This is a genomic window from Streptomyces sp. NPDC048142, from assembly GCF_043202835.1.
Lineage (GTDB): Bacteria > Actinomycetota > Actinomycetes > Streptomycetales > Streptomycetaceae > Streptomyces.
This window is the reverse complement of record NZ_JBIDBC010000031.1, coordinates 64,527-84,269: the sequence shown is the minus strand read 5'-3', so window position 1 is coordinate 84,269 and position 19,743 is coordinate 64,527. Positions and strand designations below refer to the sequence as shown.

Here is a 19,743-nt window from a genome sequence, read left to right as displayed (position 1 = left end):
CGTGGTCTCTTCCTCCGCCCGCCCCGACGCCCCTGCCCAGGAGGCACGTTGACCACCACCGACCCCACGCCCCCCGCCCCGGAACCGATGCACCGCCTGCGCTTCGAGGAACCCGGGCCGCCCCGCCCCGCCGAGCTGCCGGGCGGTGGCCCCGCCTGGCTGGTCAGCCGGTACACCGACGTCCGTCAGGTGCTCTCCGACCCGCGGTTCGGCCGGGCACAGCTGTACGCCGCCGACGCACCGGCCCTCTCCGACGTACCCGATCTCGTGAACGACCCCGACCTGATGTTCAACCAGGACGGCCCCGGCCATCTGCGGCTGCGCCGCACCCTGCGCCGTGCCTTCACTCCGAGGGCCGTCGCCCGCTGGCGGCCGTGGATCGCCGAGATCGTGGAGGAACTCCTCGACCGGCTGGACACGCGACAGCAACCGGCCGACGTCGTAACGGAGTTCACCCTGCCACTGCCGGTTGCGGTGATCAGCCGGCTGATGGGGCTCGACGAGTCCGCATGGGGCCGGATGCGGCACTGGAGCGAACACGCCTTCTCCGACGGCACCCACGACGGCGAACAGGTCGCTTCCGTCCTCGCGGAGTTCAGCGCGTTCGGCGCCGAACTCCTCGCGGAGCGGCGCCGGACACCGGGCGAGGACCTGATCAGCGGCCTGGTCGAGGCGGCCGACGAGGAAGGGGGCGTTCCCGAGGCCCAGTTGGTCAGCCTGGTGTGCGGTCTTGTCGTCGGCGGCCACGACAGTACGATGACCATGCTCGGCAACGCGCTGCTCTACCTCCTGGGCGAACGCCGTGAGACCTGGCCCCGCCTCGGCACCGACGAGGAGGCCGCCGGACGCCTGGCGGACCGCCTCGTCCACCTCGTCCCGCTGGGCGACGACCGGGGCAGCGCCCGCCACGCGGCCGCGGACGTCGAGGTCGGCGGGGTGACGATCCCGGCCGGCGCGATCGTGCTCGCCGACTGCGGCATGGCCAACCGTGACCCCGAGGTCTTCCCGCCCGCCTCCCTCCACGACCTGTTCGCCCCGCTGGAGGCCCCCACGCTCTCCTTCGGCGCCGGCCCCCACTACTGTCTCGGCGCCTGGCTGGCCCGCACGGAACTCCAGCTCGCCCTGCACCGGCTGGCCGCCCGCTTCCCGGACCTGCGTCTGGCGGAACCCATGGACACGGTCGCCTGGCGGACCGGCACGACCTCCCGCAGCCCGCGGCGGCTCGGCGTCAGCTGGTAGGGCGGTGTACACCGTGCCGCCAACCCGCCAACCCGCCAACCCGCCAACGCCCGGCGGTCGGCCGCGGAGCCGCCGGTCCGACGCCCCACAGCCGAGCATCCGTCTCTGGGGGCCGGGGCCGGGGCCGGGGGTGCGGTGCGGAAACCCCCGTACTGGCCGGACAGGTGGGGATCAGTCCTCGCGGGAACCCTCGTACATCCCCGTGATGACCTCGGCGTACGCGCGTTCCACAACAGGTCGCTTGACCTTGAGGCTCGGCGTGAGCTCGCCGTGCTCGATGTCGAGGTCGCGCGACAGCAGCGAGAACTTCTTGACGGTCTGCCACCGTTGCAGACCGTCGTTGACCCGCTGGACGAAGCCGTCGATCAGTTCGTGGACCTCTGGCGAGGAGACCACCTCGGCATAGCTGCGGCCGCCGAGGCCGTGGGTCGCCGCCCAGGGCATGATCACGGTCTCGTCCAGGGTGATCAGGGCGCTGCAGAAGTTGCGGCCGTCGCCGATGACCAGGATGTTGCTGACGAACGGGCAGACGGACTTGAAGCGGCCTTCGATCTCGGTGGGCGCCACGTACTTGCCGCCCGAGGTCTTGAACACGTCCTTCTTGCGGTCGGTGATCCGGACGAAGCCGTCCTTGTCCATCTCGCCGATGTCGCCGGTGTGCAACCAGCCGTCGCTCTCCAGCACCTCCGCGGTCTTCTCGGGGAGGTTGTGGTAGCCGCGCATGATGCCGGGGCCCCGCAGAAGGATCTCGCCGTCCTCGGCGATGCGGACCTCGGTGCCGGGCAGCGGTGTGCCGACCGTGCCGACCCGGTTGTCGTCGGAGGGGTTGACGATGCAGCCCGCGCTGGTCTCGGTCAGACCGTAGCCTTCGAGGACGTGCAGGCCGGCACCGGAGAAGAAGTAGCCGATATCGGGGGCGAGTGCGGCACTGCCCGAAACGCTGGCGCGCAGATTGCCGCCGAAGGCCGCGCGTATCCTGCCGTACACCAGCCTGTCGGCGATGGCGTGCTGGAACGCGAGCGACAGCGGCACGCTGCGCCTTCCGGTTGCCGCCCTGCTCTCCTGCCCGGCCCTGGCGTGGTCGCGGGCGACCTTCGCCGCCCAGCGGAAGATGGCGTACTTGGCTCCGCCTTCGGCTCTCGCCCTGCCCGCGATGCCGTTGTAGACCTTCTCGAAGATCCGCGGGGCGGACGCCATCAAGGTGGGCCGCACGGCGGGCAGGTTGGTGATGATGCGGTCGACCCGGCCGTCCACCGCCATCACGTGGCCGGTCTTGATCTGACCGGAGATCAGAGCCTTGCCGAAGACGTGGGACAGCGGAAGCCACAGGAACTGCACGTCGTCGGAGCGCAGCACGCCGCAGGCCTCCTGCGCCACGGCCTGGTACGACCAGCAGTCGTGGACCAGGCGCACGCCCTTGGGCCGGCCGGTCGTGCCCGAGGTGTAGATCAGGGTGGCGAGCTGCTCCCGATCGATGGCCCGGACCGTCTTCTCGACTGCGTCCGGGTGCTCTTCGAGGTAGCGCAGGCCCCGCTTCTCCAGCTCGGCGAGAGACAGTACCTCCAGCCCTTCCACCTGCGGGATGTCCGCCTGAGGGTCGAAGAGGATCGCGTGGACCAGCTCGGGCGGACGGTGGGCGTCGGCGGCCACCTTGGCCAACTGGGCGGCGTCCTCGACGAAGATCGCCCGAGCGCCGGAGTCGGCAAGGATGTACGCCGTCTCGTCGGCATTGGTGCTGGGGTAGACGGCCGTGGTGGCGACCCCGGCGCACATCGCGCCCAGGTCGGCCAGGATCCACTCCACCCGGGTGGACGAGGAGATCGCCACCCTTTCCTCGGGCCGCAGCCCGAGGGTGAGCAGACCGGCCGAGATCGCCCTGACGCGCTCGCCGGTCTGCGCCCACGTCAGCACGCGCCACTCCTCGCTGCCGGAAGCGCCGTCGTCGGCGGGCACGGGGTAGCGATAGGCCTCCCGGTCGGGGGTGGCCTCGACTCTCGAGAGGAACAGGTGCGCCACGGAATCCGGGCGGCTTTCAAGAAGGGACTGCGCGGAACTCACATCGACCTCCGGGCCCGGTACGCCCGTCAACGACTTGTTGACCGGCAGGTAACTTACGAGCGGCGATTCAGACTAGAGGCAGGACCGCCGATGCGTAAGGGGCTGCGGCATCGTTCGAGTCCTGTGGGCAGTCCTCGTCAGAGGGTGATCACGAGTTTGCCGCGGACCTGGCCGTTCTTGCTGGTCCGGTGCGCATCGGCCGCCTTGTGCAGGGGCAGGACGTCCTGGACCTCGACATGGACGAGCCCGTTGTCGATGAGCGCGCCGATGCTGTGCAGTGCCTTGCCGTCCGGGGCGACGATCACGCGCTGACCCTGGACCCCCGGCACGCGGTACGCCTCGTCGATGGCTTCCGGCAGGGTGATGAGGGCCCCACCTGCTCGCAGCAGACGCCATGACTCCTGCTGAGTCCGGCCGCCGATGGTGTCGATGACGGCGTGGACCGGTTCGATGGCGTGCAGGCCGTCCGAGGTGCGGTCCACAGGCTCATCGACCCCGAGCCGGCGCAGGAAGTCGAGATTGCGCGGTGAGGCGGTGGCCGTGACATGTGCCCCGCGGGCCTTGGCGAGCTGTACGGCGAAGTGGCCGACCCCGCCCGCTCCGGCGTGGACCAGAACCCGCTGCCCGGGGACCACGTGTGCGGCATCGAGTGACTGCCAGGCGGTCAGGGCCGCCAGCGGAACGGCCGCGGCCTGGGCGAACGACAGGCCGACGGGCTTGGGCGCCAGCGCCGATGCGGGCAGGACGGCAAACTCCTGGTAGGCGCCGCCGTGCGGCAGGGGCAGCATGCCGTACACCTCGTCACCGACAGCTGGACCGTCCGCAGCCGACGTTGCGACGACCTCTCCCGCCACATCCCAGCCCAGCGCCAGCGGGAACGGGCGGTCCGTGCCGACCGCACCTTCACGGAACTTCCAGTCGAGGGGATTGACCCCGGCTGCCCGAACTCTCACCAGGACCTCTCCGGCCGCCGGGGTCGGTACCGGTCGCTCGGACAGTTCCAGGACGCTTTCGTCGCCGTAACGGGAAAAGACCACTGCGCGCATGACAGGTGCTCCTGAGAAGTAGGAAATGAACCGCTCAGCCAGGGCGGCGACGGTCGGGTGCGGGACGCACTGTGCCAACCGTGGACCAGGAGGAGTTTCCCGACCATTACCCCGTGAGTACCGGTCTGCGCGGGGAGGGGGGTACTGGGAGGGACAGGCTCGGCGGATTCCCGGGAGGGCATAATGGTGCGGCCGACCTCGACAGGAGTCACTCGACAGGAGACAGCGGCATCGGACGATCCGGAGGGGAGGGGGGGCTGTGAACGAAGCGCGTGAGCTCGGCAGGTTCCTTCACTCCCGGCGGTCACACCTGACGCCCCAGGTCGCGGGTGTCCCTGTCCTCGGCAGACGCCGCGTGCCGGGCCTCCGCCGTGAAGAAGTCGCGGAGCTCGCGGGAGTGAGCATCGTCTACTACACACGCCTGGAACAGGGCCGCGCCACCAACCCCTCGGACGCCGTGCTGAACGCCCTGGCCCGTGTGCTCCGCCTGGACGCGGCCGAGTCCGCTCATCTGTACGATCTGGCCCGCCCGCGGCAGCTCCGGGCGGCTGAGCCATCGAGCGCCCAGGCGCAGCGCGTACGTCCGGATCTCCGTCGGCTGCTGGACGCCGTGGGCGCCGTGCCCGCGTACGTCCTCGGCCCGAGCATGGACGTGATCGCCGCCAATGACCTCGCTCGGGCGCTCTTCCTCGACGATGCCGGTGACCCGGCGAGCACCCTCAACATCGTCCGTCACGTCTTCCTCGATGCCACGGCCCGCAGCCTGTACCCGCACTGGGACCAGGTGGCCCGCCAGACCGTCGGGTTCCTGCGCTTTTCAGCCGCGCGGCACGCCGGCGACTCCCGTGTGGGACGCCTCGTCGCGGAACTCGGCGAGCTCAGCCCGGAATTCCGGAACATGTGGGCGGCACAGGAGGTCCGGGAGAAGACACACGGCACCAAGACCTTCCGCCACCCCGTGGTCGGCTCCTTCGACCTCGCCTACGAAGCCCTCACTCTGCCGGGCGACGACGGACAGTCCCTCATCATCTTCACCGCTCCGAGCGACACCTCGGAGACCGCGCTGAAGCTGCTGGGCAGTTGGGCAGTGGGATCCGGGACCCGCGGAAGCTGACCGGACATACGCATCGTTGTAAGCTCCGAACACCGCCCTTGACCTGCAGACAGCAGGCAGGGAGCAGACATTTCGGGAGCTTCTCCATGTTTCGGACCATATTCAAGTCCAAGATCTGACTGTTTGGCGTCGCCGCAGGTCAGGGGCATCATGTGTCCCCTTCAGGTCAGCACACGGTCAGCCTGCGTCCCGGACGTGTCCGGCTTGCTGACCTGCGACCTGCCGTGCGGCGCCTGAGCATGATTCTTGGGCCGGAACGGATGGTGCGCGACACTGGCCTGACAGCTCGCCCCGAGGCACGGGGTCCCTCTTCAAGGACTGCGGCTGCGCCAAGCCCACGCGCTGCTCGCACTCCTACTCGATACGTTTCCGGGACGCGCTCGGCAAGCAGCGCGAGGAGTCCGGATACCTTACGCAGGACGATGCGATCGAGCGCCTGACGCAGCTCTATGCGGAGAAGAAGACCACAGCGCCGACCGTGGCGGCGGCCCGCCGTGAACCGGGTCAGTTGACGGTCGAGGAGTACGCGAAGCAGTGGCGGCCCTGGCAGCGCAGGATGACGGACCACTCCACCGGCTGGCACGTCGACAGCTCGATCAACGTGCACATCGTCCCGCGCCTGGGATCGCGGAAGCTGAACTCGGTCACACCGATGGTGATGGAGCGCTTCTTGGACGAGATGGAGTACGACGTGCAGGAGCTGCTTGTCGTCGGCGAGGACCTGGCGCTGAAGATCGTCATGATGGCGGGATGCGGCCTGCGCAACGGGGAGGCGCGGGCGGTGAACGTCCACCACGTCGTGGCGTAGGACGTCTACCGGGAGCGGGAGCGGATCCATTCGAGCACGCTGAGGCCGGCGGAGCTGAAGCACCGCAAAGTGGGGGAGTTCCGGGAGGTGCCGCTGCCGCGCTGATCCACCAGGGATGCCGGGACAGCTCTTGCTTTCACTTCCGAAGCCTCTCGCGGAGACCACCCGCGAGCTCGCAACCAGCGTGCCGCAAGCGGGAGTTCCCGGGCAGAGATCCGGCCCTTCATACTTACCGGCCGGCAAGTCAATTCCTTGACAGGGTGCTGCGCCGCGCCCTAGCCTTCCATAGTCACTGACCTGCCGGTAAGTAAATCCCCGGCGGGTCGCGTTCGGACACAGGAGACGAAGCCATGCCACAGGATGAGGCGCCGCCCGCGTTAGCCGTGCCGAAACGGCAGCTCTACGCCGTCATTGCGGCAGCCCTTCTGGCCATGCTGCTGGGCGCTCTGGACGGCATGATCGTCGGTACCGCGATGCCGCAGATCGTGGGCGAACTCGGGGGATTCGACCGGCTGTCCTGGGTGGTCACGGTCTACCTGCTGGCCATCGCCGTTACCACGCCCGTCTGGGGCAAGCTCGGCGACATGTACGGTCGCAAGGGCGCCTTCGCGATCTCGATCGTGGTGTTCGTCCTCGGTTCCGTGCTGTCCGGCGTGGCCCAGGACATGACCCAGCTCATCGTTTTCCGTGCCCTCCAAGGGCTGGGCGCGGGCGGACTGATGGTCGGCGCGCTGGCGCTGATCGGTACGCTCATCCCGCCCCGTGAGCAGGGCAAGTACCAGGGCGTCATGTCTGCGGTCATGGGACTCGCGATGGTGAGCGGGCCGCTGGTCGGGGGTGTGATCACCGACCAGCTCGGCTGGCGCTGGTGCTTCTACGTCAATGTGCCGGTCGGTGCGCTCGCTCTGCTGCTGATCTCGGGGCTGCGCCTCCCCCGGACGCCGAGGTCCGGAGCGCGGGTGGACTACGCGGGTGTGCTGCTGCTGGCCGTGGCCGTCTCCGCGCTGGTCCTGGTGACGACCTGGGGCGGCAGGGAACTCGCCTGGACCTCACCGGTGTTGCTGACCGTGGCGGCGTGCGGGACCGCCGCCTTCCTGGCGCTCCTCGTGGTGGAACGGCGGGCGGAGGAGGCGGTGCTGCCCCTCGCGCTGTTCAGGACGGCCAACTTCTCCCTCATCACCCTTGTCGGGCTGCTCCTGGGCGCGGTGCTGACCAGCGCCGTCACCTTCCTGCCGATCCTGGGACAGTCGTCGCAGGGCTCGTCGGCAACCGGCAGCGGACTGCTGCTCCTGCCGATGTTCGGGGCCATGGTCCTCGTCGGTCTGTTCGCCGGACGTTTCATCACCGCGACCGGCAAGTACAAGATCGTCGTACTGCTGGGCGGATTCTTCCTGGTGGCGGGTTCGTTCCTGCTGGCCCCGGTCGACCGCGACACCAGTCCCTACTTCTCCGGGGCCTGCATGGCGGCGCTCGGCATCGGAATGGGCCTGCTGACCCAGACGACGATCCTGATCTCACTGCAGAGCGCGCCGGTCGAGGATCTGGGCGCGGCTTCCGGTGCCGCGACACTCGCCCGGACCCTCGGCGGCTCCATCGGCGTCGCCGTCAGCGGTGCGCTCTTCGCCGGGGCGGTGGCGCGGGTACCGGCCCCGGACAGCGCCGCGCCGTCTTCCGAGGGGGCAGCCACCCTCGATCCCGCCGCGCTCGCGCAACTTCCCGCGGCCGTGCGGGAGTCGTATCAGAGTGCGGTGGCGCAGGGCGCCTCCCACGTCTTCGTCTTCACCGGAGTGCTCGCCGCCGTCGCATTGGTGGCCGCGTTCTTCCTGCGGGAGGTGCCGCTGCGCTCCGCGGCTCCCCCGCAGCAGGACGAGTGCGGGCCCGGCGCCGGAACGGAAGCCGGCGAGGCATCCCCGCAGGACTCCGGTGAGGGCGCGAACACCGGGGCCGGCCACACCGGTCCCGTCGAGAGCAGGAATGGGAAGAGGAACCCCACATGACAGACACCCCTTTGCGCCTGGTCGTTCTCATCGGCAGCCACCGGGAGGGCAGATTCGCTCCGACGGTGGCCCGCTGGCTCCTCGCGGAGTTGGAGCAGCACGCTGGCTTCGACGTGGAGGTCGTCGACGCAGCGGAGGCGGGACTCAACGCGGAGGGCCCGTCGCCGACGGCCTCGCTCCCGATACTCGAAGCGGTCGGGGCTCTCACCGCGCGGATGGACGCCGCCGACGCGTTCGTCGTCGTGACGCCCGAGTACAACCACAGCTATCCCGCCTCCCTGAAGAGCCTGATCGACTGGCACCGCACCCAGTGGCAGGCCAAGCCCATCGGCTTCGTCTCGTACGGCGGCATGAGCGGGGGCCTGCGCGCGGTGGAGCATCTGCGACAGATCTTCGCCGAGCTGCACGCGGTCACCGTCCGTGACACCGTCAGTTTCCACCAGGCGTGGGAGCGATTCGACGAGCAGGGCGAGGTCAGGGACACCGAGGGTCCCGCACTCGCGGCGAAGGCCATGCTGGACCAGCTCGCCTGGTGGGGGACGACACTGCGGACGGCCAGGGCCGAGCGCCCTTACGCGGCGCAGCCAACGGGAGTGTAGGGCTTCACCTCCGTATCTTCCGAGCTTCCCCATACTCCTTCACGACTCACACATAGGGGCCCCGGCGCTTCGCGCCGGGGCCCCTTCGCTATGCCATGACAACGAAATCACGCGCCTGCAAAGTATCTTGATGCGCGGGGCACTCGGAGAGGCCCTGAAAAGTCGACATTTTGTGGAACCTTCGGTTCCCCTTGGCGGCGGCTCTCGTGCGCACCGGGCATCGTTCGCGACCGTTCGGGTCGCAGTCCTTCCCATCTCCCGTCCGGATCCGGACGGTCGGGGTTCGAGCTTCGCTGATCATCGCGAACGCCGGAGGGTGGAGCGCCGGCCGCGCTACCCATGCCCCTGAGCGGTGAAACCATCGGAAGGTTCGGAATTCGCAAATGTCGATGCGTACGCTTTCGATCGATACGCTGTTCGCGATAGCAAATGATGAGTGGCGCGTTAACGGCACATGTGGACATATGCCACGGTCGTGCGCCCCGATACTTCTTGACAAGGCGGTAAGGCTGTTTGCTATTTTACTTCTCGGTGGATGATGGGGTGCGAATGGTTACAGAAAGCAAGGACGGTGGGAATTCACTACCCGATGAAGGGGGAACTGGTTCCATCAGCCGCCGTCGTCCACCCCAAGTGTTGGATAGAGAGGCGACCGATGCAGGTACTACTTGCCGAATCCGACAAGCAATCGGGGGAGGATCTCCGCTTGGCCTTGCTGCGGCATGGGTACGAGATGGAAGTGGCTGACAGTGGTGCCAGCGCCCTGCGATCCTACGAAGAATTTGACCTCATTCTTCTGGATCTCGAACTAACGGATATCGATGGTTTGGAAGTATGTCGAACGATAAGGCAGAGCAGTGACATCCCTATTATCTCCTTCACGGGGCAGGGTGCGGAAATTGATAGGGTGCTTTCTCTGCAGGCGGGTAGCGACGACTGCATGGTGAAGCCGTACGGTCTCCGTGAGTTAATCGCCCGAATCAATGCGGTAATGCGACGTGTGAGCCCGAGCGTTCGCCGCGATCGCGTAATGTCTTTCGGGACGCTGTGTATCGACGGCGAAGGTCGTCAGGTGTATCTCGACGACGAACCCGTGAAGCTGACCCGCAAAGAATTCGATCTGCTTCACCTGCTGGCGTCACAGCCCGCCACGGTCTTCACCCGCGAGCAGTTGATGCGGCAGATCTGGGGGATGAAGGCGGGGGGCGGGAGCCTCGCCGGCGGCCTCACTCGCACGATCGACACCCACGCCAGCTCGATCAGGGGGAAGCTCGGCTCCAGCGAGTGGATCATCACGGTGCGGGGCGTGGGGTTCCGCTTCGGCGGCTGAGCGCTCCCGCATCCGGTGACGCCGATCCACCGATGCCGAGCGCATGGGCGCGCCCGTCCCGGGGGTGCCCATGCGCTTGCCCCGGGGCGGCGCCCTCGCCTTCCGCGGTCAGGAGGCCGCGGACCCGCGGCCGGTCAGGCGCCCGTCGAGGGTGCGCCGCACGTCCTGCTCGTCGTAATAGGACCGTCCCCCGCGCCGCTCACGCCGCCAGCCCTGTTCGCTGGCGAGCCGGTACACACTGCCGAGGGGCACGCGCCACAGCAGGGAGACGTCCTGGGGCGCGAGCCACCGGGTCGCCGGGGCACTCCCAGCAGCCCCCGCCCGAACCGCGCTCCGGGCGGCCAGCCGCCGACGCAGCCGACTCCACTCGTACTCCGTCCAGACGTGGGCCCCGTCGCTGTCGCACCGGATCTCGCCCAGCCCGCCCGGGCCCGCTCCCGTCGTGGCCACGAGCCTTCCGTCGCAGCCGGGCTCCACACAGGATCCGACCGCGGCCCGGTGCGTCGGACCCGGCGACACCACCCGGCGGGCCGCCGTCGCGAGCCGGTGAACTTCCTTCGAGAGCTCACCCGCCGCCGGGTGCGCGGCGAGCCGGGGCAGCTCTTCGCCGAGCCAGCGGGCCAGGGCCGGCACCGTCCGTTCCGGACCGGGCCGCCCGCTGGACTCCGCCGCGAGGCCGGCCCACGAGGCGAGTGTGGTGATCATGGCCGAACGCGCCTCCACGGCCGAGGTGTTGAGCGGAATTCCCGGCGCCCGGCCACCCCCGCTCGTTCTTTCCGTCCGGGGTGAGGTGGCACCGGCGAGGAGTCGGCCGCATTCACCGTACAAGTGAGGCAGAGCTCGCAGGGTGGCCCTCAGTGAGTCGACGCACGCGCGGCACAGCGGCAGCGGCACCGCTCCTGGAGCGCTCCGCATTTCTGCGATCTCGGCTCCCGCCGCCTTCTCGGATCTCGGAACCGTCGGGCATGCATGTCCTGGGCAATTCGTTCGGGCCGCCGCGACATGCGTCTTCTCGGGCAAATCTGCTCACTCCTTCGATGCGTGCGGCCAAGTTAACGATGGGCGGCTCGTGCCCGCAATGCATCTTGACCGGCCCTGAGAGTGGCTGGACGGGAATTTATCTGCTTCAGACGATTCACAGACAAGTGTGGGTTCCATGTCAGATCCGTTTGGACCGGTCGCCCGCGTGTGGTGCAGGTCACTTCTTTGCGGTCCTCTGACGTTCCTTTTGCGTGTCCATGCGGGCCTTCACGCCCTCCTGACGGTTCTTGAGATGTTCATCCATCGACAGTGTTGATATCTGTAGGCCACACCGAAGAGAGTCATGGATAGCTTCCTCAGTTCTGTCTTCGAAGCCGGTAATCCCTGATTCCGCGCGAAGCTGCCGGCCCGGACAAGCGAAATTGCTGCTTGACTTTCTCCGAGCTTGCGAAGAAGCTCTGGAGTAACTTCCCCACTGCTGTCGAAGCGTTCGCTCCAGCAGAGCACATCACAGGAGAGCTTCTACGGCCTATGCGCCGGGCTCCGCGGTTCTGTCCCAGGGAGATACACATGGATGCATCTGTCATTGTCGTGGGCGCGGGTCCGGCCGGTCTGATGCTGGCCGGTGAGCTGCGGCTTGGCGGCGTCGACGTCATCGTGCTCGAACGGCTTGCCCAACGCACCGGGGAGTCCCGCGGTCTGGGCTTCACCGCCCGGACCATGGAGGTCTTCGACCAGCGCGGAATTCTGCCCGCTTTCGGCCCCGTCGAGACAAGTACCCAGGGGCACTTCGGCGGCCGGCCGGTCGACTTCGGGGTGCTCGAAGGGGCGCACTACGGCGTCAAGGGCGTTCCGCAGTCCAAGACCGAGTCGGTACTGGAGGAGTGGGCGCTCGGACTGGGAGCGGATCTCCGGCGGGCCCATACGGTGCGGGCTCTCACGGACGAGGGCGATCACGTCGTCGTGGAGGTCGAGGGCCCCGACGGGCCCCACAGCCTCACCACCCGTTACGTCGTCGGCTGCGACGGCGGACGCAGCTCCGTGCGCAAGGCGGCCGGTTTCGACTTCCCCGGCACTTCCGCCAACCGGGAGATGTTCCTCGCCGACATCCGCGGCTGCGAGATCACCCCTCGCCCCATCGGCGAGACGGTGCCGCTCGGGATGGTGATGTCCGCGCCGCTGGGCGACGGGGTCGACCGCATCATCGTCTGTGAGCGCGGGGCCCCCGCCCGCCGCCGCGGCGGGCCGCCCCCCTACCAGGAGGTCGCCGCCGCGTGGCAGCGGCTCACCGGACAGGACATCTCGCACGGAGAACCGGTGTGGGTCAGCGCCTTCGGGGATCCGGCCCGCCAGGTGTCCGCCTACCGGCGCGGCCGGGTGCTGCTCGCGGGCGACTCCGCGCATGTGCACCTCCCGGCAGGGGGGCAGGGGATGAACGTCAGCGTGCAGGACTCGGTGAACCTCGGCTGGAAGCTCGCGGCTGTGGTCTCGGGCCGTGCGCCGGCCGGACTCCTCGACACCTACCACGAGGAGCGCCACCCGGTGGGGCGAAGGCTGCTGATGAACACGCAGGCCCAGGGGACGCTCTTCCTCAGCGGCGACGAGATGCAGCCGCTGAGGGACGTGCTGAGCGAGCTGATCCGGTACGACGAGGTCTCCCGGCACCTGGCCGGCATGGTCTCCGGCCTGGACATCCGCTACGAAGTCGACGGCGGGGACCACCCGTTGCTCGGCATGCGCATGCCCCACCAGGAGCTGGCCCCCGCCGACGGCAAGACCAGCACCACCGAACTGCTGCACCCGGCCCGGGGCGTTCTGCTCGACATAGCGGACGACGCGGAACTGCGCGACACCGCCACCGGCTGGAGCGACCGGGTTGACGTCGTCACCGCTGCCCTCCACGACGCCCCGCTGCAGGGCCCGTTGCCGGACGCCCGGGCCGTGCTGGTCAGGCCCGACGGATATGTGGCCTGGATCTCGCCCGGCAGCCGCGGCGGACTGACCGAGGCCCTGGACCGCTGGTTCGGTCCGGCCCGCTGACCGACCGACGGAAAACCAGTGAAAGACCGGCGAAAGACCGGCGAAAGAAGGAAGGCACCATGCACAGCACGTTGATCGTCGCCCGGATGGACCCCTCGTCGGCCGGTGACGTCGGCCGGCTCTTCCGGGACTTCGACACCACGGAGATGCCGCACCGGATGGGCACCCGCCGCCGGCAGCTCTTCTCCTACCAGGGGCTGTACTTCCACCTCCAGGACTTCGACGAGGCCGACGGCGACCAGCGGATCGAGGAGGCGAAGAGCGACCCCCGATTCGAGCGGATCAGCGCCGAACTGCGGCCCTTCATCGCAGCGTACGACCCCGAGACCTGGCGCTCCCCGGCCGACGCGATGGCCCATCGCTTCTATTCCTGGCAGGCGTCCCGATGACCGGACGACCGGACCGCGCACATCCCGCCTCCGGCGGACGGCGGGTCGCCGTCACCGGCATCGGGGTGCTCGCCCCCGGCGGAGTCGGCACCAAGGCGTTCTGGGAACTGCTCACCGCCGGCCGCACCGCGACCCGCGCTGTCAGCACCTTCGACCCGTCCCCCTTCCGCTCCCGTATCGCAGCGGAGATCGACTTCGACGCCGAGGCACTCGGACTCGGCCCGCAGGAGATCCGGCGCATGGACCGCGCCGCGCAGTTCGCCGTGGTCGCCGCCCGGGAGGCGTTCGACGACAGCGGTCTGGTCAAGGACCGGCTGCCATGGCACCGTACCGGCGTCGCCATCGGCAGCGCCGTGGGTGCCACCATGAGCCTCGACGAGGAATACCGGGTGCTCAGCGACAGGGGCCGGCTGGAGCTGGTCAGCCACACCTACGCGCCGCGGTTCCTGTACGACGCCTTCGTTCCCAGCTCGTTCGCCGCCGAAGTGGCCTGGGCGGTGGGGGCGGAAGGTCCCACCACGGTGATATCCACCGGCTGCACCTCGGGCATCGACTCCGTCGGGTACGCCACCGAGCTGATCCGTGAGGGCTCCGCGGACATCATGATCGCCGGAGCCACGGACGCCCCGATCTCACCGATCACCCTCGCCTGCTTCGACGCGATCAAAGCGACGACCCCGCGCAACGACGACCCCGCGCATGCCTCCCGCCCCTTCGACGCCACCCGCAACGGGTTCGTCCTGGGAGAGGGCAGCGCGGTCTTCGTCCTGGAAGAGCTGGGAAGCGCCCTCGACCGGGGCGCGCACGTCTACGCCGAGATCAGCGGCTACGCGACGCGCAGCAACGCGTACCACATGACCGGACTGCGGCCGGACGGCACGGAGATGGCCGAGGCCATCCGGGTCGCCCTCGACGAGGCCCGCACCGACCCTGCGGACATCGACTACATCAGCGCCCACGGATCCGGCACCCGGCAGAACGACCGGCACGAGACGGCCGCCTTCAAGCGGAGTCTCGGCGAGCACGCCGGGAACGTGCCCATCAGCTCCATCAAGTCCATGGTGGGCCACTCGCTCGGCGCCATCGGTTCCATCGAGATCGCCGCCTGCGCGCTCGCCATGGAGCACGACGTCGTGCCGCCGACCGCGAATCTGCACCACCCCGACCCCGAATGCGATCTCGACTACGTCCCCCTGACCGCACGCGACTGGTCCACCGACGCGGTGCTCACCGTCGGCAGCGGATTCGGCGGGTTCCAGAGCGCCATGGTGCTGACCCGGCCGGAAGGAGGCGCGGCATGAGCGGGACCGTCGTGGTTTCCGGACTGAGCGTGGCCTCCCCCAACGGCCTCGGCACACAGGACTACTGGTCGGCCACCACCGCCGGCCGGAGCGGCATCGGACCCGTCAGCCGCTTCGACGCCTCGTCCTACCCCGCCGGACTCGCGGGCGAGGTCCCCGGGTTCGTCGCCGAGGACCATCTGCCGGGCCGGCTGCTGCCGCAGACCGACCGGATGACGCGGATGGCGCTGGTCGTCGCGGACTGGGCGCTGGCCGACGCGGGAGTGCGGACGGAGGAGACGCCCGCGTACGACATGGGTGTCGCCACCGCGAGTTCCTCCGGCGGCTTCGAGTTCGGACAGAACGAACTGCGGGCGCTGTGGAGCAAGGGCAGCCAGTACGTGAGCGCCTACCAGTCGTTCGCCTGGTTCTACGCGGTCAACACCGGCCAGATCTCGATCCGTAACGGGATGAAGGGGCCCGGGAGCGTGGTCGTCAGCGATCAGGCGGGTGGTCTGGACGCGGTCGCCCAGGCGCGCCGCCAGGTCCGCAAAGGCATCCCCATGGTCCTCACCGGGGGGATCGACGCCTCGCTCTGCCCCTGGGGCTGGGTCGCGCAGATGTCCGCCGGGCGGCTCAGCACCACCCGCGACCCCGCGCGCGCCTACCTCCCCTTCGACGCGGCGGCCCACGGACACGTCCCCGGCGAGGGCGGGGCGCTGCTCGTCGTCGAGGACGAGGAGGCGGCGCGCCGGCGCGGCGCCCGCAGCCTCGGCGAGATCGCCGGCTACGGGTCCACGTTCGACCCGGCCCCCGACAGTGGCCGGCCGCCGACCCTGCGCGCCGCGATCGGGATCGCCCTGCGGGACGCGGGCATCACCGCCGGCGACGTGGACGCCGTGTTCGCCGACGGTGCGGGACTGCCGGACCTGGACCGGGCGGAGGCCCGGGCGCTGACCGAGGTGTTCGGCGCCGGGGGCGTACCCGTGACCGTCCCCAAGACGATGACCGGACGGCTTCACTCAGGAGCGGCTCCGCTCGATCTGGCCGGCGCCCTGCTCGCCATGAGGGACGGCGTGATCCCGCCCACCGTCAACGTTTCGCCGAGCCCCGGCCTCGACCTCGACCTGGTCTGCGAGACGCGCCCCGCGCGGCTCGGGACCGTGCTCGTCCTGGCCCGCGGCCACCACGGATTCAACTCCGCGATGGTGCTGCGCGCCCCCCGAACCCGACAAGGAGACACATGACCCAGCGGCAATTCACCTTCGACGACCTCAGGACCATCCTGCGCGAGGCGGCCGGCCTGGAGGACGACGTCCTGGGCGACGACGCCCTGGAGGCCGCGTTCGAGGACCTGGGGCTCGAATCGCTGGCTCTGCTGGAGACCGGCAGCCGGATCGAGCGGGAGTACGGAATCACCCTCGACGACAGCTCCCTCACCGGTTCGAATACTCCTCGCGCACTGATGGAGATCGTCAACGGAGAGCTGGCGACGGCCGCCGCCTGAACCGTACGGATCCGCACCACACCTGACAAACGCACCGATTCAAGGACCACGCCCACAAGGAGGAACACGTGCCGGATCAGCAGCGCGTCGCGCTCGTCACCGGGGGCACCAGCGGTATCGGACTGGCCGTCGCCCGGCTCCTGGGCGCCCAGGGCCACGCCGTCTTCATCGGGGCCCGCAACGCCGACAACGTGGCCTCGACCGTCAAGGAGCTGCGCGCCGAGGGCCTGGAGGCCGACGGGCTGGCCTGCGACGTCCGCTCCGGCCCCGAGGTCGCGGCCTTCGTCGCGGCGGCGGTGGGCCGGTACGGCAGCATCGACGTCCTGGTCAACAACGCGGGCCGCAGCGGCGGCGGAGTCACCGCCGACATCGTCGACGAGCTGTGGGACGACGTCATCGCCACCAACCTCACGAGCGTCTTCACCGTGACCCGTGAGGTGCTGCGGGCCGGAGGCATGCGGGAGAAGAGCCGGGGCCGGATCATCAACATCGCCTCCACGGCCGGCAAGCAGGGCGTCGTGCTCGGCGCCCCGTACTCGGCGTCCAAGCACGGTGTCGTCGGGTTCACCAAGGCCCTGGGCAACGAACTCGCCCCCACCGGGATCACCGTCAACGCCGTGTGCCCGGGCTACGTCGAGACGCCCATGGCACAGCGCGTACGGCGGGGCTACGCGGCCGCCTACGACACCACGGAGGAGGCGGTGGGGGCGAAGTTCCGCGCCAAGATCCCCCTGGGCCGCTACTCCACCCCCGAGGAAGTGGCCGGACTGGTGGGCTATCTGGCCTCCGACACCGCCGCCTCGCTCACCTCACAGGCACTCAACGTCTGCGGCGGCCTGGGCAACTTCTGATCCGGACCGTCCCCTCATGTCTTCACGGAAGGAGCACCCGCATGCCCGCACCCGGTGCGCACGAGGTAGAGCACGACATCACGGTCTCAGCGCCCGCCTCCGCCGTCTACCGGCTGATCGCCGAGGTGGAGCACTGGCCCCGGATCTTCCCTCCGACCATCCACGTCGACCGCGTGGAGCACGACGGCGGCCGGGAACGCATCCGCATCTGGGCCACCGCCAACGGTGAGGCCAAGCACTGGACCTCGCGCCGCACCCTGGACCCCGAGGGGCTGCGGATCGACTTCCGCCAGGAGGTCTCCACCCCTCCGGTGGCGTCCATGGGCGGCGCCTGGGTGGTGGAGCCGCTCGGCCCCGACCTGTCGCGGGTCAGGCTGCTGCACGACTACCGGGCGGTCGACGACGATGCGGAGGGGCTGCGCTGGATAGAGGAGGCGGTGGACCGCAACTCCCGTTCGGAGCTCGCGGCCCTCAAGGACAACGTCGAGAACGCGCATGCCGCCGAGGCGTGGACCTTCTCCTTCTCCGACACGGTCCGGGTCACCGGGTCCGCCAAGGACATGTACGACTTCATCAACGAGGCCCAGCTGTGGCACGAGCGGCTCCCACACGTCGCCTCGGTCCAGCTGTCACAACAGCCGTACGGACTGCAGGTGTTGAAGATGGAGACCCGGGCCAAGGACGGCTCGACGCACCTGACCGAGTCCTACCGGGTCTGCCTGCCCTCCCAACGGATCGCCTACAAGCAGACCACTCTGCCGGTGCTGATGTCGCTGCACACCGGGCTGTGGACCTTCGAGGAGGACGGGCCGGAGGTCGTGGCGACGTCTCAGCACACTGTCGTGCTCCGTGCGGAGAACATCGCCGCCGTGCTCGGACCCGACGCGGGTGTGGAGCAGGCGCGCGAGTACGTGCGTTCCGCGCTGAGCACCAACAGTCGCGCCACGCTCGGTCACGCGAGCGACTACGCTCGGGCACAGCGGCGCTGACGTGGTGATCGCACCGGACATCGACACCCAGGTGCTCGTGGTGGGCGCCGGGCCCGTGGGCCTGATGCTCGCCGGTGAACTCGCTCTCGGCGGGGCCGACGTCGTCGTGCTGGAACGGCGCACCGGCCCGCTCACCGAGTCCCGGGCATCCACCCTGCACGCCCGCACGATGGAACTCCTCGACCAGCGCGGACTGCTGGAGGAACTGGGCACACCGCCCGTCGGGGGCCCCGGACACTTCGGCGGCATGGGCCTGGACCTCACCACCGACAGCCCGTACTCCGGGCAGTGGAAAGTCCCCCAGGTCCGCACCGAGGAACTGCTGGAGGGCTGGGCGACCCGGCTCGGGGCCCGCGTGGTCAAGGGTCACCGGCTGACGGATCTGAGGACCACGCCGCAGGCTGTCGAGGCGACCGGCGCGGCGGAACCGGGGCCCGGAGGGGCGGCGTCCGTGCTGCGCGTCCGGGCCGCGTACGTCGTCGGCTGCGACGGCGAGTCCAGCACCGTCCGGGAGCTCGCCGGGTTCGCCTTCCCCGGCCGGGACGCCACCAGGGAACTGCTGCGCGCGGACGTGGCGGACGTGGCGGTGCCCGACCGGCGCTTCGAGCGCCACCCCGGGGGACTGGCCATCTCCGCCCGGGGGCCCGGCGGCGTCACCCGGGTCATGGTGCACGCATACGGGCCCCTGGTCGGCCGGGAGCCCGGACCCCCGTCGTTCGCCCGGGTGGCGGACACCTGGCGGCGGGTGACGGGCGACGACATCAGCGGGGGCGCCCCGCTGTGGCTGAACTCCTTCGGCGACGCACTCCGGCAGGCCTCCCAGTACCGCCGGGGCAGGATCCTGCTCGCCGGCGACGCCGCCCACCACCAGATGCCGGTGGGCGGTCAGGCCCTCAACCTGGGGCTGCAGGACGCCGCGAACCTCGGCTGGAAACTCGCCGCCGTGGTACGGGGCGGCGCGGGGTCCGGGCTGCTGGACAGCTACCACGCCGAACGCCACCCGGCCGGCCGACGGGTGCTGGACAACATCGGCGCCCAGGCGCTGCTGCTGCTCGGCGGCTCCGGGACCGAACAGGTGCGCTCCCTCTTCGGTGAACTCCTGCAAGAGCCCCGGGTGCGTGCCCATCTCGCCGGGACCATCGCGGGCGTAGATGTGCGGTACGCGGCCGAACCGGGCGCGCACCACCTGGTCGGCGCCCGCATCCCGTACCTGCGGCTCGGCACCGACGCGGGACCGAGCAGCAGCTTCGCCGCTCTTCGGCCCGGTCGCGGAGTCCTCGTCGACCTGGCAGGCCGGCCGTCGCCGGCCCGGGCGGCGGTGGCGCCATGGCGCGACGGTCGGGTGGACGTGGTGGCCGCGACGCCCGAACCGGGCAGCGCCGCACCGGAGTTCACTTCCGCGCTGGTGCGCCCGGACGGCCATGTGGCCTGGGCCGACGGAACTGTTCCGGAGCTGGAGGCGGCCCTGCGGCGCTGGTTCGGCCCGGCCGTCGGCAGGCGGCCCATGTGAAGAAC

General features: G+C 69.7%; 17 protein-coding genes. 14 read left to right on the top strand and 3 right to left on the bottom strand.

Annotated features, from left to right (window positions below):
• Positions 1–48: 48 nt before the first annotated feature.
• Positions 49–1,239, top strand: a complete 1,191-nt coding sequence (locus tag ACGF2Y_RS29850; protein WP_392953841.1) for a cytochrome P450 — start codon at positions 49–51, stop codon at positions 1,237–1,239.
• Positions 1,240–1,410: 171 nt separating this feature from the next.
• Here the strand turns inward: ACGF2Y_RS29850 and ACGF2Y_RS29845 are convergent, their stop codons facing one another.
• Together ACGF2Y_RS29845 and ACGF2Y_RS29840 are read right to left on the bottom strand one after the other, a co-directional pair.
• Entirely contained in the window at positions 1,411–3,297 is a 1,887-nt protein-coding gene (locus tag ACGF2Y_RS29845) for an AMP-dependent synthetase/ligase (RefSeq protein WP_392953838.1), read from the bottom strand.
• Between the two features lie 137 nt (positions 3,298–3,434).
• Positions 3,435–4,343 (bottom strand): NADP-dependent oxidoreductase, encoded by a 909-nt coding sequence (locus ACGF2Y_RS29840; RefSeq protein ID WP_392953835.1) that lies wholly within the window; start codon positions 4,341–4,343, stop codon positions 3,435–3,437.
• 259 nt (positions 4,344–4,602) lie between these two features.
• Here ACGF2Y_RS29840 and ACGF2Y_RS29835 point away from each other — a divergent pair, with 259 nt between their 5' ends.
• The 5 genes from ACGF2Y_RS29835 (at position 4,603) to ACGF2Y_RS29815 (ending at position 10,191) form a co-directional block, all read left to right on the top strand.
• Complete coding sequence (locus tag ACGF2Y_RS29835) at positions 4,603–5,457, top strand: helix-turn-helix domain-containing protein (RefSeq protein ID WP_392953832.1); 855 nt, start codon at positions 4,603–4,605, stop codon at positions 5,455–5,457.
• 478 nt (positions 5,458–5,935) lie between these two features.
• The gene (locus tag ACGF2Y_RS29830; protein WP_392953829.1) at positions 5,936–6,265 is read left to right on the top strand and encodes a hypothetical protein; all 330 of its coding nucleotides are present in this window, start codon (positions 5,936–5,938) and stop codon (positions 6,263–6,265) included.
• Between the two features lie 350 nt (positions 6,266–6,615).
• Positions 6,616–8,262 (top strand): MDR family MFS transporter, encoded by a 1,647-nt coding sequence (locus ACGF2Y_RS29825; protein ID WP_392953826.1) that lies wholly within the window; start codon positions 6,616–6,618, stop codon positions 8,260–8,262.
• A complete protein-coding gene (locus ACGF2Y_RS29820; RefSeq protein ID WP_392953823.1) occupies positions 8,259–8,861 on the top strand; it encodes an NADPH-dependent FMN reductase in 603 nt (200 codons plus the stop codon). Before ACGF2Y_RS29825 ends, ACGF2Y_RS29820 begins: the two co-directional genes overlap by 4 nt.
• 655 nt (positions 8,862–9,516) lie before the next feature.
• Positions 9,517–10,191, top strand: coding sequence for a response regulator transcription factor (locus tag ACGF2Y_RS29815; protein ID WP_392953820.1), 675 nt, complete (start codon positions 9,517–9,519; stop codon positions 10,189–10,191).
• 108 nt (positions 10,192–10,299) lie between these two features.
• Here ACGF2Y_RS29815 and ACGF2Y_RS29810 read toward each other — a convergent pair whose 3' ends face one another.
• Positions 10,300–10,896: a hypothetical protein gene (locus ACGF2Y_RS29810; RefSeq protein ID WP_392953818.1), complete on the bottom strand. Its 597-nt coding sequence runs from the start codon at positions 10,894–10,896 to the stop codon at positions 10,300–10,302.
• Positions 10,897–11,742: 846 nt separating this feature from the next.
• Between ACGF2Y_RS29810 and ACGF2Y_RS29805 the strand changes: the two genes are divergently transcribed.
• The 8 genes from ACGF2Y_RS29805 to ACGF2Y_RS29770 all read left to right on the top strand — a co-directional run bounded on the left by ACGF2Y_RS29805 (position 11,743) and on the right by ACGF2Y_RS29770 (position 19,738).
• The gene (locus ACGF2Y_RS29805) at positions 11,743–13,212 is read left to right on the top strand and encodes an FAD-dependent monooxygenase (protein WP_392953815.1); all 1,470 of its coding nucleotides are present in this window, start codon (positions 11,743–11,745) and stop codon (positions 13,210–13,212) included.
• Positions 13,213–13,271: 59 nt separating this feature from the next.
• Entirely contained in the window at positions 13,272–13,601 is a 330-nt protein-coding gene (locus tag ACGF2Y_RS29800) for a TcmI family type II polyketide cyclase (RefSeq protein ID WP_392953812.1), read from the top strand.
• On the top strand, positions 13,598–14,902 hold the full coding sequence (locus ACGF2Y_RS29795; RefSeq protein ID WP_392953809.1) for a beta-ketoacyl-[acyl-carrier-protein] synthase family protein: 1,305 nt from the start codon (positions 13,598–13,600) through the stop codon (positions 14,900–14,902). Before ACGF2Y_RS29800 ends, ACGF2Y_RS29795 begins: the two co-directional genes overlap by 4 nt.
• Positions 14,899–16,128, top strand: coding sequence for a ketosynthase chain-length factor (locus ACGF2Y_RS29790; protein ID WP_392953807.1), 1,230 nt, complete (start codon positions 14,899–14,901; stop codon positions 16,126–16,128). Before ACGF2Y_RS29795 ends, ACGF2Y_RS29790 begins: the two co-directional genes overlap by 4 nt.
• Complete coding sequence (locus tag ACGF2Y_RS29785; RefSeq protein ID WP_392953804.1) at positions 16,125–16,388, top strand: acyl carrier protein; 264 nt, start codon at positions 16,125–16,127, stop codon at positions 16,386–16,388. Before ACGF2Y_RS29790 ends, ACGF2Y_RS29785 begins: the two co-directional genes overlap by 4 nt.
• A 68-nt stretch (positions 16,389–16,456) precedes the next feature.
• Positions 16,457–17,239 (top strand): 3-oxoacyl-ACP reductase FabG, encoded by a 783-nt coding sequence (gene fabG / locus ACGF2Y_RS29780; protein ID WP_392953801.1) that lies wholly within the window; start codon positions 16,457–16,459, stop codon positions 17,237–17,239.
• 41 nt (positions 17,240–17,280) lie between these two features.
• The gene (locus ACGF2Y_RS29775; protein WP_392953799.1) at positions 17,281–18,228 is read left to right on the top strand and encodes an aromatase/cyclase; all 948 of its coding nucleotides are present in this window, start codon (positions 17,281–17,283) and stop codon (positions 18,226–18,228) included.
• Between the two features lies 1 nt (position 18,229).
• Positions 18,230–19,738 (top strand): FAD-dependent monooxygenase, encoded by a 1,509-nt coding sequence (locus ACGF2Y_RS29770; RefSeq protein WP_392953796.1) that lies wholly within the window; start codon positions 18,230–18,232, stop codon positions 19,736–19,738.
• The last annotated feature ends 5 nt before the right edge of the window (positions 19,739–19,743 follow it).